Annotated in this window: 11 protein-coding genes and 4 tRNA genes; 3 read left to right on the top strand and 12 right to left on the bottom strand. The window is 56.9% G+C overall.

What is annotated here, in order from left to right; all coding sequences use genetic code 11:
- Window positions 1-116 precede the first annotated feature (116 nt).
- Together GTU76_RS14810 and GTU76_RS14805 are read right to left on the bottom strand one after the other, a co-directional pair.
- Entirely contained in the window at window positions 117-539 is a 423-nt protein-coding gene (locus tag GTU76_RS14810; RefSeq protein ID WP_175554814.1) for an RDD family protein, read from the bottom strand.
- 345 nt (window positions 540-884) lie between these two features.
- Complete coding sequence (locus GTU76_RS14805; protein WP_180698918.1) at window positions 885-1,724, bottom strand: class I SAM-dependent methyltransferase; 840 nt, start codon at window positions 1,722-1,724, stop codon at window positions 885-887.
- A gap of 467 nt (window positions 1,725-2,191) precedes the next feature.
- Here GTU76_RS14805 and GTU76_RS14800 point away from each other — a divergent pair, with 467 nt between their 5' ends.
- On the top strand, window positions 2,192-2,365 hold the full coding sequence (locus tag GTU76_RS14800; RefSeq protein ID WP_016984549.1) for a hypothetical protein: 174 nt from the start codon (window positions 2,192-2,194) through the stop codon (window positions 2,363-2,365).
- Window positions 2,366-2,464: 99 nt separating this feature from the next.
- Window positions 2,465-3,331 carry an acyltransferase family protein gene (locus GTU76_RS14795; RefSeq protein WP_343057527.1) on the top strand — a complete coding sequence of 289 codons (867 nt, stop codon included), beginning with the start codon at window positions 2,465-2,467 and terminating at the stop codon, window positions 3,329-3,331.
- A 334-nt stretch (window positions 3,332-3,665) separates the two neighbouring features.
- On the opposite strand, the gene GTU76_RS14790 is transcribed toward GTU76_RS14795, so the two are convergent.
- A tRNA-Val gene (locus GTU76_RS14790) sits at window positions 3,666-3,742 on the bottom strand.
- A gap of 183 nt (window positions 3,743-3,925) precedes the next feature.
- On the opposite strand from GTU76_RS14790, the gene GTU76_RS14785 reads away from it, so the two are divergent.
- Window positions 3,926-5,209, top strand: coding sequence for an NAD(P)/FAD-dependent oxidoreductase (locus GTU76_RS14785; protein WP_180698916.1), 1,284 nt, complete (start codon window positions 3,926-3,928; stop codon window positions 5,207-5,209).
- Between the two features lie 47 nt (window positions 5,210-5,256).
- On the opposite strand, the gene GTU76_RS14780 is transcribed toward GTU76_RS14785, so the two are convergent.
- The 9 genes from GTU76_RS14780 to GTU76_RS14740 all read right to left on the bottom strand — a co-directional run bounded on the left by GTU76_RS14780 (window position 5,257) and on the right by GTU76_RS14740 (window position 13,865).
- Window positions 5,257-6,228 (bottom strand): XdhC family protein, encoded by a 972-nt coding sequence (locus GTU76_RS14780; RefSeq protein ID WP_180698915.1) that lies wholly within the window; start codon window positions 6,226-6,228, stop codon window positions 5,257-5,259.
- Window position 6,229: 1 nt separating this feature from the next.
- Window positions 6,230-7,465, bottom strand: a complete 1,236-nt coding sequence (locus GTU76_RS14775) for a c-type cytochrome (RefSeq protein ID WP_175554828.1) — start codon at window positions 7,463-7,465, stop codon at window positions 6,230-6,232.
- Window positions 7,466-7,467: 2 nt separating this feature from the next.
- Window positions 7,468-8,007, bottom strand: coding sequence for a (2Fe-2S)-binding protein (locus GTU76_RS14770; RefSeq protein ID WP_180698914.1), 540 nt, complete (start codon window positions 8,005-8,007; stop codon window positions 7,468-7,470).
- Window positions 8,000-10,831: a xanthine dehydrogenase family protein molybdopterin-binding subunit gene (locus GTU76_RS14765; protein WP_180698913.1), complete on the bottom strand. Its 2,832-nt coding sequence runs from the start codon at window positions 10,829-10,831 to the stop codon at window positions 8,000-8,002. The genes GTU76_RS14770 and GTU76_RS14765 overlap by 8 nt, the downstream gene beginning before the upstream one ends.
- Before the next feature lie 503 nt (window positions 10,832-11,334).
- Window positions 11,335-11,411 (bottom strand) — tRNA-Asp (locus GTU76_RS14760).
- Between the two features lie 93 nt (window positions 11,412-11,504).
- A tRNA-Asp gene (locus GTU76_RS14755) sits at window positions 11,505-11,581 on the bottom strand.
- Window positions 11,582-11,636: 55 nt separating this feature from the next.
- Window positions 11,637-11,712, bottom strand: a tRNA-Val gene (locus GTU76_RS14750).
- A 168-nt stretch (window positions 11,713-11,880) separates the two neighbouring features.
- Entirely contained in the window at window positions 11,881-12,657 is a 777-nt protein-coding gene (locus GTU76_RS14745) for an SDR family oxidoreductase (protein ID WP_175554830.1), read from the bottom strand.
- A complete protein-coding gene (locus GTU76_RS14740) occupies window positions 12,654-13,865 on the bottom strand; it encodes an O-succinylhomoserine sulfhydrylase (RefSeq protein ID WP_175554831.1) in 1,212 nt (403 codons plus the stop codon). Before GTU76_RS14740 ends, GTU76_RS14745 begins: the two co-directional genes overlap by 4 nt.
- Window positions 13,866-13,905 lie beyond the last annotated feature (40 nt).

Below are 13,905 nucleotides of genomic sequence, written 5' to 3'. Positions count from 1 at the left end.
AGGCTTTTTGGATAACCGGTCAGTTAAAAAAACTCGTAACCCTTTATATATCCACAATATTTTTATGGTCGGCCTACCCTGACGAACCTGCGAAAGCGCCTCGGCTGCCTCATGAATTACCTGGATCGGACCACGATCGTTGAAGCGAGCATGTCACCAAGACGCTTGCGCGAACCAAAGAAAATAAAGATCCAGTCAAGGACATTCAAAAACGGAGTGGTGATATTGCGCATGAACGATTGGTACAGATTGCAATTGAGGTAGCTACGCTCGTCAATCACCGACATCCCCAGCAGCTTTTTGCCCAAGCTTTGACCATTGGGCAGCGCATCGGAAAACAGGTAGTACCCCAAGCCAGCAACCAACGCCAGGATTGCGGCCACGTCCGATGGCAAGCCGATCAACTCCGCGGTCCGACCTACGGCGAAGTACAAGAAAAAGGTAAAGAAAGAATCAATGATTTGCCCACCCCAGCGCCGCCCCAGTCCGGCCAGATTTTTCGGCTTTTGATATTCACTGCGTGTAGTGCTGATTTCCATGCGCTGCAATCCCGTTAGATTTTAGATACTGGCATATCGGCACTACTGAAGGATTATTTAATAGCCGATTGCACGGCGCGGTCACGCCTGCAAAAGGAAGACAAATCACTGACAGACGGATAAAGCATTCTTGGCGAATAGGCGCTTGCAAAAGTTTTGCAAAGTGCAGCCAACAAAAAAGGGCCCACCTTTCGATGAACCCTTGCAGACCGCCCTTTCACATTATGAGGCGTCACAAAATGGCCAGCTTCCACTCGCTTCCGTCTCGCGACGGGTGCGTTACGAAAAGCCGGCTCTTGAAACCGCCAACGCAGAACTCGGCTTGCTCTTGCCACGCATCGCGTATCAGCTCAAGGGCTTTCTGGTCACAAACACTTCCAGGTACTCCCCATCCAGACCCAGCGCTCTGTCTCTGGTGATATAAGTCGTCGTGGTGGCATCAGACCAGTGATTGACCAGGCACTCGAAATCATCTCCATAGTCCCAAGTTACCAATACTCTGCCATCCCCAATGGGGTTTCCATGGTAGGCCGGCTCATGGATATGCTCTATCTCTGAGCCAGTCAGCCTGGCCCTTCGGTAACTGGCAGAAAGATTCTTGTGTTTGGGTGCCGTAAAGATGTGAGCGCCACCAGGCTTTAAAACTCTCATGATTTCCCGGGCAGCCAGATCAGGATTGAAGATATGCTCAAAAACATCTTGAGTAATGAACAAATCAAAAGATTTATCTTCGAATGTCAGCGCTTCCAGATTTTCGCAGCGCACACCTTCAACAAGGCTGCCCGGCGCCACGCCATTGAAGTATTGCGAAGTTGAATAATCATCGCAGTAACGCGAAATCAGAGTATTCGAAGGTGAGGATTCATGAATACTTTTTCGCTCCCACCCCTGAAAATATTGATCCATGATGTATTGCATATGACGCTGACGCGGAATCGAACCGCAATTGACGCAAAGATACTGATCCCGCAACCAATCCCCTTCAATTTTAAAATACGTTTTCTCTCTGCAACAATGGCAGTAATCAACAGCCTCTGACTTCAACGCGTCAGGTTGGTTGTCTCGCCCTTTGCACCCCTCGGAAAAAGACAGTACTTCAGTGCGCAACCTGTCGCGCTCCACAACGACTCGACCTAATACAGGTACTCGAAGGGCAATTTGCTTTAATAGTTTTCGATGGATCAAAGTAAACTCCTTTTTTACAACCTGACCGAGTCTAAAATCTCATTGCAAATTGTGAAGCATTGCCTACTCTTGACATTAGGCACCGATTCAGTATAGACAGGAATCCCGCACACGCCTCCCACCCAGACGCACGGCGCAAACGTTATGGAAAGAGTGGTTTTCCCGAGGCTGAAACAGCCCGCGCAGGGCGGGCCAGTTGTTAACCATGCCTGATGAGGGAGCATGTCCGGATGACCGCCTCTAGCATAAGTAGTGGACCAGCTAGAACCTGCTCAGTACGACCATGTGCTTGCATTTCATCCAGTTGACTCAATCTCGCCGCAATGCATCAGCGCCATCCTGTAGCTGCGCCGCGTGCAAATTTAGCTTGCGCTGCCGATCATTTTATCCCTCAGAGCTGTATAGTGCCGGGTCGCAAAATCCGAACAGCATTCCAGCTGACACCCTGAGATCAAGCAGACTTGCGGATGACTAAACTCAAAGAAACCAAGCGCCTGGATTGGCTCCAGTCATTACGAGGGGTAGCGGCACTTTTGGTTGTTTTTGCTCACTCTTACTATTTTTTGCAGGGCACAGAATACGACGCGCTCGCAAGATCAATACTGCTGCCGGGCGCCATGGGCGTTGATATATTTTTCTGATCAGCGGCTTCATCATGACCCTCACAACTCGACAGTGATGACGGATCACTGATCACGACCTCTACGTTCTTGATTAAACGTTTTTTCAGGGTTTGACCAATTTATGCAATTCTGACGATTGCCGCCGTCTTCTTGCTTAGACCCAGCGGGTTTCTCAATGACCCGACAGGCCAGATTACTCTTATAAAAAGCTTGTCATTTCTGCCAGTGAACCCGTCTACACCACCCTACTTTGGTTTAGCTTACGGACTGGGCTGGACATTAAATTTTGAAATGTATTTCTACGCCATTCTAGGAATATCGCTACTTGCAAAAAACTACAGATGGCCGGTTTTCTACAGTTGGATCTTCATTACAATAGTTGCCATACTACTAACAGCAACAGGCATGATCAGCCTCAGTGCCAAGCACGACTATCAACTCTCGCTTATATACCTTAACCGAATAGCAAACCCAATTATATTATTATTTGTCGCTGGCGTTATCACCGGAAAGCTTTATCTGTCTGAGTTCGTAATAAAAAACAAAACATATGCTCAAGCTCTTTCAGCTTTAACTGTTCTCGTTGCTTTGGCATGGGCTTATTCAGGCATTCCTGATTTTCATGGGATGCTTGGGTGGGGGCTGCCTATTACTGTAGCGTTTCTCACCGTGGCAATAGCCAGCAAAACTCTGAAATTCAATCCACCCCGCTGGATTATCTGGATTGGTGAAATATCCTACTCTCTATATCTGACTCACCGGCTGACACAAGTATCCTGCACTAAAATACTGGAATTCATCGGGGCTGAATCCTTTGGTAAGACATGGCTATTCGTCATCTTGACTACACTACTCAGCATTTTAATGGCATCGATATTCTATTACCTTGTTGAAAAGAAAATCGCAGTCGCCCTCCAGCGCCTTACCAAGTCAAGAACTACAAACCGGAGTGGCGTGACCGCTAACGGCCGAGAACACAGCTGACCATTGATCGAGTGAAGTATGCGCGAAGGCAAAGAGCCCTGGTAGGCAGCGACGAAGGACGCTGCCTTGGGCTTGGAGAAGTTTACGGTTGAAGTCGTGAGGGGGCTCAGCCCGACTCAAGCGGTGATGGCCGACCATCGCATCAACAAGCAGCAGGACAGCCGCCTGAGGGTGGCAACCGACCAGATTCAATTGAGCTGTTGAGTTGAATTCGTGAAGGTAGCGATCTTCGCTTGCCCGAAGTATTCACAAAGTTTGCCCAAACGACAGACAACAAAAAAGGGCCCACCTTTCGGTGAGCCCTTCCAGACCGCCCAGCAGAGCGGATTTTGTTTGGTAGGCGCGATTGGACTCGAACCAACGACCCCCACCATGTCAAGGTGGTGCTCTAACCAACTGAGCTACGTGCCTGCTGTGAGGCGGCATTCTACGGAATTCCGGAGGGGTGTCAACACCTTTTTTTCACCTAAGCCTATGAATATGCAAAATATTTAATTTCCGCCCTGCGAGGAAGATTTTCCGGTGGCTGGCGGAGGTTTTTCAACTCGGGTAGGATCGACGCACTCGTAAAATATATTAAACAGAGGCTGCAGGATGGCGAACACCCCTCACCCAGAGTCTTATTACGCTGCGTCGGCCAATGCCGTACCACCCCGCCCTGCCTTGCAGGATGATGTGGAGACGGACGTCTGTGTGATCGGCGCCGGGTATACCGGACTGTCCTCGGCGCTGTTCCTGCTGGAAAACGGGTTTCGCGTCACCGTGCTGGAAGCAGCCAAGGTCGGTTTCGGTGCCTCCGGTCGTAATGGCGGGCAGATCGTTAACAGTTATAGCCGTGATATCGACGTGATCGAACGCAGCGTTGGCCCCAAGCAAGCGCAATTGCTAGGTCACATGGCATTCGAAGGGGGCCGGATCATTCGCGAGCGGGTGGCCAAGTACAACATCCAGTGCGACCTGAAGGACGGCGGTGTGTTCGCCGCGTTGACGGCCAAGCAGATGGGCCATCTGGAATCGCAGAAGCGCCTTTGGGAGCGTTTCGGTCATACGCAACTCGAACTGCTCGATCAACGCCGTATCCGCGAAGTGGTGGCATGCGATCAATACGTCGGTGGCATGCTCGATATGAGCGGCGGCCACATCCATCCGCTGAACCTCGCGCTCGGCGAAGCGGCGGCGGTCGAGTCCCTCGGCGGCACTATCTATGAACAATCGCCTGCCGTGCGCATCGAGCGCGGCGCCAATCCGGTGGTACATACACCGCAAGGCAAGGTCAGGGCCAAGTTCATTATCGTCGCCGGCAACGCCTATCTCGGCAATCTGGTGCCGGAACTGGCGGCCAAATCGATGCCATGCGGCACACAAGTGATCACTACCGAGCCGCTAGGTAATGAGCTGGCGAAAGCGCTGCTGCCGCAGGATTACTGTGTCGAGGACTGTAACTACCTGCTCGACTACTACCGCCTCACGGGCGACAAGCGCCTGATCTTCGGCGGCGGCGTGGTGTATGGGGCACGGGATCCAGCGAACATCGAGGCGATCATCCGTCCGAAAATGCTCAAGGCCTTTCCGCAGCTCAAGGATGTGAAGATTGATTACGCCTGGACCGGAAATTTCCTGCTGACCTTGTCTCGGTTACCACAGGTTGGGCGCCTGGGCGACAACATCTATTACTCGCAAGGCTGCAGCGGCCATGGCGTGACCTACACGCATTTGGCAGGCAAAGTCCTCGCCGAAGCGTTGCGCGGTCAGGCCGAACGCTTTGATGCGTTTGCCGATTTACCGCACTATCCGTTCCCCGGCGGGCAACTGTTGCGCACGCCGTTTGCCGCGCTGGGTGCCTGGTATTACGGCTTACGCGACAAATTCGGGATGTAAAAAAGGGCCGCTGAACAGCGGCCCTTTTTATTAAACACTGAACGGTTTCAGAGCTGATCCCGAGCAATCCCGCTACGGATGCGCAAGATATCCGCCAGCACAGCCAGCGCGATTTCTGCCGGCGTCTTGCTGCCGAGGTTAAGACCGATCGGCGCATGAATCCGCGCCAGCTCACCCTCCCCTAAACCGCCAATCCGACGCAACCGTTCGAAGCGCTTTTGCGACGTCTGCTGCGACCCCATCACGCCGATATAGAACGCTTCGGTGCGTACCGCTTCCATCATCGCCAAGTCGTCGATACGTGGATCGTGGGTTAGCGCCACGACCGCCGTATCACGATGACAGCCACCGTCAGCAATAAACACCGACGGCAATTGCCGACGAATCTCCACGCCATCCAGCACCACGCCTTCCAGCACTTCATCACGCGGATCGCAGAGAATCACTTCAAAGCCAAGGCCAACGGCAAATTCGGCACAGGCCTGCGCCACGCTGGAATACCCGGCGAGCAACAAACGCTGCGCCCCGCCGACACGAATGCGCACCCGATCAATCTCCCGCTCGATCCGCGCACCCTGCTCACTATCAGCGAACCGACTGCGCGCACCGCTGGCCAGATCGACCTCGCGAATCAAGCGCCGCTGACCAAGCAGCGCCGACTCCAGTTCACGCAAATGCGCCTGTACTTCGCAGTCGGCGTCAAATTTCTCTACCAGCACATCGAGAATGCCGCCACAGGGCAGGCTGACCCGCGAACGCGGATCGTCGCCCTCGCCGTAACGCACGACATTGACTGCATCGAGAAACGCACCTTCGGCGACGCGCTCAAGGAAATCTTCCTCAACGCAACCACCCGATAGCGAGCCGATCCACTGTCCGCCATCGTTCACCGCCAGCAGCGAACCCGGCGCACGCGGTGCCGAACCGTAAGTCGTCAGCACGGTGCAAAGCCAGATGCGCTGCCCCGCCACCGACCACTCCAGCGCGCGGCGCACCACTTGTAGATCGAGATGCTGCATGTCAGTGCGCCTTGTGCTCGATGGACGGTGCGTCGTCTTTCAGCTTTTGCACTTCGCTCACTGCCAGCTCGGCGGACTGCCCACCCCACCCTTGACGCAGGTAGTTGAGCAGATCGGTCAGCTGTTCAGGACTGAGCTTGTCGGCGAAACCCGGCATCGGTTGCATGTGCTCGAAGCCGGAGAACTTCTGCTCGCCGATACCGTCCTCGATCACCCGCAAAAGATTGCGCGGGTCTTCCAGGCGCAGCGTGGTGTTGCCGCGCATGGCCACCGCGATGTGCGGCTTGCCTTCGCCCCCGACCGCGTGACAGCCGGCGCAGACGTTCAGATATTCCTGACGGCCGCGTTGGGCACTGGCACTGAGTTGCTCGACGGGCACTTCAACCAGTGCTTTCGCTGCCGGCGGTTTGTCGCCGAGCAGGAAGGTCGCCATCGCCGCCAGATCGGTATCGTTCAGGCCTTGGGTGCTGTTGTGGAACACCGGGAACATCTCGTTGAACATCGTCCCCTGCGCACTCATGCCATGCTTGAGGAACGTGCCCAGATCCTGCTCGTTCCAGCCGCGCGCGGCCAGATCAGTGGCCAGCAGGCTCGGCGCCAGGTAGCCATTGAGGATGCCGCCGGTCAGGCGCTTATCCAACTGCATCGCACCCGGCAGACCGCGCGGGGTGTGACATTCGCCGCAGTGACCGAGCACCTCGACCATGTACTGGCCACGCTTCCAGGCTTCGCTTTTGCCTTCCGCCGACTCCAGCTTCAGGGCTTTGCCGTACATCATGTTCCAGCCGATCAGACCCGGACGCACGTTGAACGGAAAACTCAGGCTGGTGACCGGGGCTGCACGCTCGATCGGCTCGATGGTTTTCAGGTACGCATGGATCGCGTCCGAGTCTTCACGCGGCATCAGGTGATACGAGGTGTAAGGCATCGCCGGATACAAATTGGCGCCATCACGACGCTTGCCCTCGGTCAGCGCAACGAAAAACTCATCATCATTGTACAAACCAATGCCGTGCTCTTTGCTCGGCGTGATATTGGTGCCATAGATCGTGCCGAACGGCGAGACGATCGGCAGACCTCCGGCAAATGGCGCGCCGCCCGGTGCGGTGTGGCAAGCCATGCAGTCGGCGGCGCGGGCGAGGTATTCGCCGCGCTTGACCTGATCATCGGCGTGGGCAAACAACAGCGGCGCAGCGAGGCCGACCGCCAGGGTCAGGCGAGTCAGTAAAAGCTTCATGCTTAACCCTCCTTGACCAGGCCGAGATCGGTCAGCACGTTGCGGGTGGCGTTGTAATAACGCACGTACCCGGTGCAACGGCAGACGTGATGGCCGAGGCTGTCCTCGATGACTTGTTCGAGCTTGCTTTGCACGGTCGGCTGGCGTTGCAACTTCTCGACCAGCACGGTCGCGGCGTTGACGAAGCCCGGTGCGCAGTAGCTGCACTGAAAAGCGAATTCGTCGACGAAGCGCTGCTGGATCGGGTTCAGTTCGGTGACCTGGCCCGCCTCATCACGCTTGGCGTGAGCTTCGATCGTGCGGACTTGCTTGCCTTCGAAATAATGTGCGCCGGTGATGCAGGTGCGCACTTCTTCGCTGGTGCCATCCGGGTTGTCGACGATCACCACGCAGGCGTGGCAGATGCCCTGGCCGCAGCCCAGACGCGAGCCGGTGAGGTTTTTGTATTCGTGCAGGTAGTCGATCATCGGCAGGTCATCAGGGATGTCCACCGGGCCGACGAATTGACCGTTGAGGGTCAGTTGAAGCGGACGGTTAGCCATTGAGGGCCTCCTTGATGCGCGTAGCAGTGATAGGCAGATCGCGAACACGTTTACCGATGGCGTGCGCCACGGCGTTACCGATGGCACCGACAATCGGGATCATCACCACTTCGGCGATACCTTTGGACGGGTCGCTTGGCGACAGCGCCGGGAGAATCTCCGACGTCTGCTTCCATACGGCAACGTGACGCGCCATCGGCAGACGGTAACGGTTGAAGTTCCAGTCACCCTCCCCCGGGCCGCCTTCATACAGCGGCATCTCTTCCATCAAGGCGTGGCCGATGCCCATGGCGATACCGCCTTCGAGCTGGCCCTTGACCAATTCTTCAACCAACACGCGACCGCACTCGACCCACGAATGGTGGTTGAGCACTTCGACTTCCGCCGAGCCCTTGTTGACCTTCAACTCGACCAGCGTGGCGACCGGGCTGTAGTAGGTCACAGCAGCGTTGTTCAACTGCACAACCGGGTAATTGATGTTCTGGCGATCCAACAAGTGGAAACCGGAGGTGGTCATCAACGCTTTCTTCGCTTTCGGCGCACCGTCGCCATACTTCACCGCCAAACCGTCGAGCGGCAGGCGTTCGCGCACGCCGTCGATGCTGTATTCGGCTTCGGCCCAGCTCCAGCGGTTGAACGCGTGAACGGTAGCGCCGGTCACCAGACCACGCTCGTGAGCGTGTTTGGCCAGCTCTTCGAAGGTCAACGGCTGCATGCCGTTGGCGGTGAGTTTGCCGTCGACCCAGTGCGCATCTTCGCGACGCACGACGTAAGGGTTGGCTTGACCGCCATAAGGGCCCTGACGCCAGATCTCCATGGCCGCTGGCCACAAACCGTTGTTGAACAGCACGCGCGCCGCTTCACGGGTGGCATGGCTGAAGTAGTACGCCGAGTTGGTCGCGGACGAAGCCGATGCCAGCTTGCCGACCCAACGCGGATTGCGCAGCAGGTTGTCCTGCTCGGCCTGGCTCATGATGTAAGGGTTGCCGCTGGTGATCAGCTGCATTTCCTTCCATTCGGTTTCACCGGTCTTCACTTCGTGCGCCGGGCTGCCGAGGAAATCGGCCACGACCAGGGCTTGCGAGGTGGACATGCCGGTACCGATTTCAATGCCGATATGGCGCAGAGTGATGCGGCCGTCTGCGGTGAATTCGATACTGGCCATTGGCGCTTCAGAACCGGTGCCGAAGTCTTTCTGGCAAATGGCAAAACCAACGCCGTACCAGTTGTCCGGGTCGGCGGCTTCGCGCTGCTTCTTGATCGCGTCGCGGTTTTTCCAGACTTCGTGCACCGAGGCTTTGTCGAGAATTTCATGCAAGCGCAGAGCACCGGCCGGAATCGCGCCCTGAGTATTTTTCATGCCCGAACGCAGGGCGTTCTTGCGACGCAGGTCGATGGCATCGACACCGAGGCGATTGGCGATTTCGTCGACCATCATTTCGGTCGCTGCCATGCTTTGCAGGGTGCCGTACCCGCGCATCGAACCGGCCTCAACACCACGCGAGTGATAAGCGGTGACTTGCAGATCGTTCTGCGGCATGTAGTAGATCGATTGCGCCGCCGTGGCACCTACTGCTGCTACGGAGGGGCTGTAGTTGATTCGGCCGCCACCGTCGACACTCATTTCCGCGCGGAAAATCTTGAAGGTGTAGTCATTCTTATCCACGGCCAACTGGTAGCGGATGTCGAACGGGTGGCGCTTGATGCCGCTCTGGAATTGCTCGTAGCGGTCGTTGGCCAGACGCACCGGCACACCGGCGCCGTATAGCGCAGCAAGGGCTGCGTAGTAGACGAAGATGTTATGGTCTTTGGAACCGTAACCCACGGTGTAACCCGGGTGCATGTTGAGGTTGGCCAGGCCGAAGCGCGACGGCGAGATCATTTTTGCGGTCTCGGTCGCAGCTTCCAGTGGGCACTGGGTGGCTACCACGAAGTGCAGGGTCTTGGTTTTCGGGTCGTACCAGCCGTTGCCGTTGTCCGGCTCCATCGCGGCCGGTTCGATCGACGGGGTCTTGTAGCGCTCGTCGAACACCAGCCAGTTGTCTGGCGGCGTATCGATCTCTTGCTTCATGCGGTCGGCGTAGAACAGGCCGCGCTCGGTCAGGTTGCCGTGCAGGTTCGGCTGGGAATTCCACACCGGACGACGGTTCTTCAGCATCGGAAAGAGGATCGAATCCTTGAGGCTGGCGAATTCATCCTCGTCAGCCGAGGTCGCGCCACCCACACGTACGTAGCGGAAACTGCCATAGGGGTCGCCTTCGTAGAACGGCACTTGGGCACCGTAACGAATCGCTTTGTCATTGAATTTGAGTTTGTTCTTGGCCTGACGGAAACGCTCGAAGTCGTTCCAGATCAGGATTGCCACCGGGTGACCGATGAACATCGGCACCTTGCCTTCTGGCAGCAGTGGATCCGGTGCGTGTTCTTCCGGGAAGACAATACCGTCCTTGTCCAGGTCAGCGGCGGTGACGATTCGGTCAGGCTGCAGGTCGGCGCCAAGCCACGACAGATCGTAGCCGTCGTAGATGCGGTCAGCCTTGATGGTTTTCAGCAACATGGCGTGGCCTTGCAGTTCGGGCCAGCCCGGCATGTCCTTGGAGCGGATGTCGCGGGCAAAGACCTTGCTGCCGCAGACTTTGGACAGTGCGTCGTTACGCTGACGCGCCTTGCCGTTGTTGCCGAGCCACTTCTCGGACGGCACGGTGACAGTGTTTTCCATCAAGGCAGCCAGCGCCTGACTGCTGAGCGGCGTGAGCGTGACGCTCACACCCGCCACCAGCCCGCCCTGGAGGAACGAGCGCCGGGATATATCACGGTTGGACATGGATCATCCTCTGGGCGGTTATGTGTCCGCCCTTCTGGTTATCTACTGGGGAATCTCGAGTCTTGCAGAAGCCCTCTTTGGCTAAACAAAGGGCGTGTTGACAGTGCAAAGCTGACCGAAAGGTTAACTTTAAAGGTTTCTGCGCTCGCAGCAAACAACCAGTTACAAAAATTTGACTAAAGAATCAAAAAATCAATGCGACGTGGTACCGCATCTAGACCGCAGAGATAATTGGGCATGCCCATGTGGGAGCGAGCTTGCTCGCGAAAGCGTTGTGCCAGCCGATGCAAATTTTGAATGTGCCGACGCCTTCGCGAGCAAGCTCGCTCCCACAGGGATTTGTGTAGGGCACAGGATGGAGGGGATAGAAGAAAAAAGCGGAAAAGCCAAATTTCAGACACAAAAAACCCCGGTCTTTCGACCAGGGTCTTTGCTATCGATTCCGAACCAGCCAATGGCTGGTTTCGGTGCTTCAAGGCGTTCAGTGGTCCTTGAAGCAGATATGGCGCAGCGGACGGGACTCGAACCCGCGACCCCCGGCGTGACAGGCCGGTATTCTAACCGACTGAACTACCGCTGCGTATCGCTTTGAGCTTTCGCTCAAGTAACTCGTTTTGACTGCAGGCTTCGGTGCTTTGCAATCGCGAACCAGACAAGTCTGACTCGTAAAATATGGCGCAGCGGACGGGACTCGAACCCGCGACCCCCGGCGTGACAGGCCGGTATTCTAACCGACTGAACTACCGCTGCGCGTCGGTGCAGGCACTTTCAGCCTACGCTCTTGCTTACGCAAGTCTCTCGGGAGTGGTGGGTGATGACGGGATCGAACCGCCGACATTCTGCTTGTAAGGCAGACGCTCTCCCAGCTGAGCTAATCACCCGTTTGCATCTCCGAGGCCGCGAAATTTACGCAGGTAGCGAACCTAAGTCAATAGCAGGATTGAAGTTTTTCTAAAAAAGACGAAATTGAGTCATTCTCGGGAAAAGTCAGCAACCAGAAGAACGCTATCGCGAGCAGGCTCACTCCTACAGGATCGCAGCTTCGCCTCCTACTCTGTGTAAATCATCTTTTTCGTCATGCCGCCATCGACGACGAATTCCTGCCCGGTGACAAACCCGGCATTCCTCGACAGCAACCAGGCGACCATCGCCGCTACGTCTTCAACCGTCCCTACCCTGCCCGCCGGATGCTGGGCATGATCGGCATCCGCCAGCGGCTCAGCCCGACGCGCAGAAGGATCTCGCGCATCGATCCAGCCCGGGCTGACTGCGTTGACGCGAATCTCCGGCCCGAGGCTGATCGCCAGCGCATGCGTCAGCGCCAGCAAGCCGCCCTTGCTCGCCGCATACGCCTCGGAGTCGGCCTCCGACTGCCGGGCACGGGTCGAAGCCAGATTGACGATGGAACCGTTGTGCGCACGCAGATACGGCGCACAGTGCTTGGCCAACAACATCGGCCCACTGAGATTCACCGCCAGCACGCGATTCCAGTACGCCAGATCAAGGCTTTCCAGGGTGATGTTGTGCGGATCAGCCACCGCCGCATTGCACACCAGTGCATCGAGACGACCAAACTGCCCCAACACCTCGGCAACGCCCAGCGCTACTTGCCCTTCATCCGCGACGTCCATGGCGATGAACCAGGCGTTTTCGCCCAGCACTTTCGCCACTTTCGAACCGCGCGCACGATCCAGATCCGTCAGCACCACTTGCCAGCCTTCGCTGATCAGCCATGCCGCAATTCCCAGACCGATACCGCGCGCAGCACCCGTGACCAACGCAACGCGGCCATGGGTGCCTGCTGTTGGCGTCGACAACTCGATCACAACGCTGCCAGACCGCGCGCCAGATCGGCTTGCAGGTCAGCTACGTCTTCCAGACCGACCGCGATGCGGATCAGACTGTCGCGAATGCCTGCTGCTTCACGCTCCTGCGGCGCCAGACGGCCGTGGGAAGTGGTGCTCGGGTGCGTGATGGTGGTTTTGCTGTCACCGAGGTTGGCAGTAATCGAAATCAACCGGGTGGCATCGATAAAGCGCCACGCGCCCTCTTTGCCGCCCTTGACCTCAAAGCTCACCACTGCACCAAAGCCCTTTTGCTGGCGCTGGGCCAACTCGTGCTGCGGATGACTCTTGAGACCGGCGTAATGCACCCTCTCAATGCCGTCCTGCTGCTCCAGCCATTCAGCCAGTTCCTGGGCATTCGCGCAGTGCGCCTTCATTCGCAGGTTCAGGGTTTCCAGACCTTTGAGGAAGATCCACGCATTGAACGGGCTCAAGGTCGGCCCGGCGGTGCGCAGGAAGCCGACGACTTCTTTCATCTGCTCGCTGCGACCGGCAACCACGCCACCCATGCAACGACCCTGGCCGTCGATGAACTTGGTCGCCGAGTGCACCACGATATCTGCGCCCATTTTCAGCGGCTGCTGCAACGCCGGGGTGCAGAAGCAGTTGTCGACTACCAGCATCGCGCCTTTGGCGTGGGCGATTTCCGCCAGTGCGGTGATATCGACCAGCTCTGCCAAAGGATTGGACGGAGATTCGACGAAAAGCAGCTTGGTATTCGACTTGATTGCCGCGTCCCAACCCGAAAGGTCAGCCAGCGGCACGTAATCGACTTCCACGCCAAAACGCTTGAAGTACTTCTCGAACAGGCTGATGGTCGAGCCGAATACGCTACGCGAAACCAGCACATGATCGCCGGCGCTGCACAGGCTCATCACCACCGCCATGATCGCCGCCATGCCGGTGGCGGTCGCCACGGCCTGCTCGGCGCTTTCCAGCGCGGCAATGCGCTCTTCGAACGCACGTACGGTCGGGTTGGTGTAACGCGAGTAAACGTTGCCCGGCACTTCCCCGGCGAACCGTGCGGCTGCATCGGCAGCGGTACGGAACACGTAGCTGGAGGTGAAGAACATCGGATCACCGTGCTCGCCTTCCGGCGTACGGTGCTGACCGGCACGTACGGCCAGGGTATCGAACGCTACGCCTTCGAGGTCGCTGTCCAGCCGACCGGCATCCCATTCCTGACTCATGCTGTCACTCCTTGCCCTGTTCGCAAAAATTGAAATTCAG

Source organism: Pseudomonas crudilactis, from assembly GCF_013433315.1.
In the GTDB taxonomy this organism is placed as follows: Bacteria; Pseudomonadota; Gammaproteobacteria; order Pseudomonadales; family Pseudomonadaceae; genus Aquipseudomonas; species Aquipseudomonas crudilactis.
The sequence above is the reverse complement of the archived record's forward strand: the minus strand, read 5'-3'. Positions and strand labels throughout refer to the sequence as shown.

Excerpts from the sequence above, each read along its gene's own strand:
- GTU76_RS14810 (WP_175554814.1), bottom strand. The coding sequence starts at position 539 with ATGGAAATCAGCACTACACGCAGTGAATATCAAAAGCCGAAAAATCTG.
- GTU76_RS14800 (WP_016984549.1), top strand. The coding sequence starts at position 2,192 with ATGACTAAACTCAAAGAAACCAAGCGCCTGGATTGGCTCCAGTCATTA.
- GTU76_RS14785 (WP_180698916.1), top strand. The coding sequence starts at position 3,926 with ATGGCGAACACCCCTCACCCAGAGTCTTATTACGCTGCGTCGGCCAAT.
- GTU76_RS14780 (WP_180698915.1), bottom strand. The coding sequence starts at position 6,228 with ATGCAGCATCTCGATCTACAAGTGGTGCGCCGCGCGCTGGAGTGGTCG.
- GTU76_RS14775 (WP_175554828.1), bottom strand. The coding sequence starts at position 7,465 with ATGAAGCTTTTACTGACTCGCCTGACCCTGGCGGTCGGCCTCGCTGCG.
- GTU76_RS14770 (WP_180698914.1), bottom strand. The coding sequence starts at position 8,007 with ATGGCTAACCGTCCGCTTCAACTGACCCTCAACGGTCAATTCGTCGGC.
- GTU76_RS14765 (WP_180698913.1), bottom strand. The coding sequence starts at position 10,831 with ATGTCCAACCGTGATATATCCCGGCGCTCGTTCCTCCAGGGCGGGCTG.
- GTU76_RS14740 (WP_175554831.1), bottom strand. The coding sequence starts at position 13,865 with ATGAGTCAGGAATGGGATGCCGGTCGGCTGGACAGCGACCTCGAAGGC.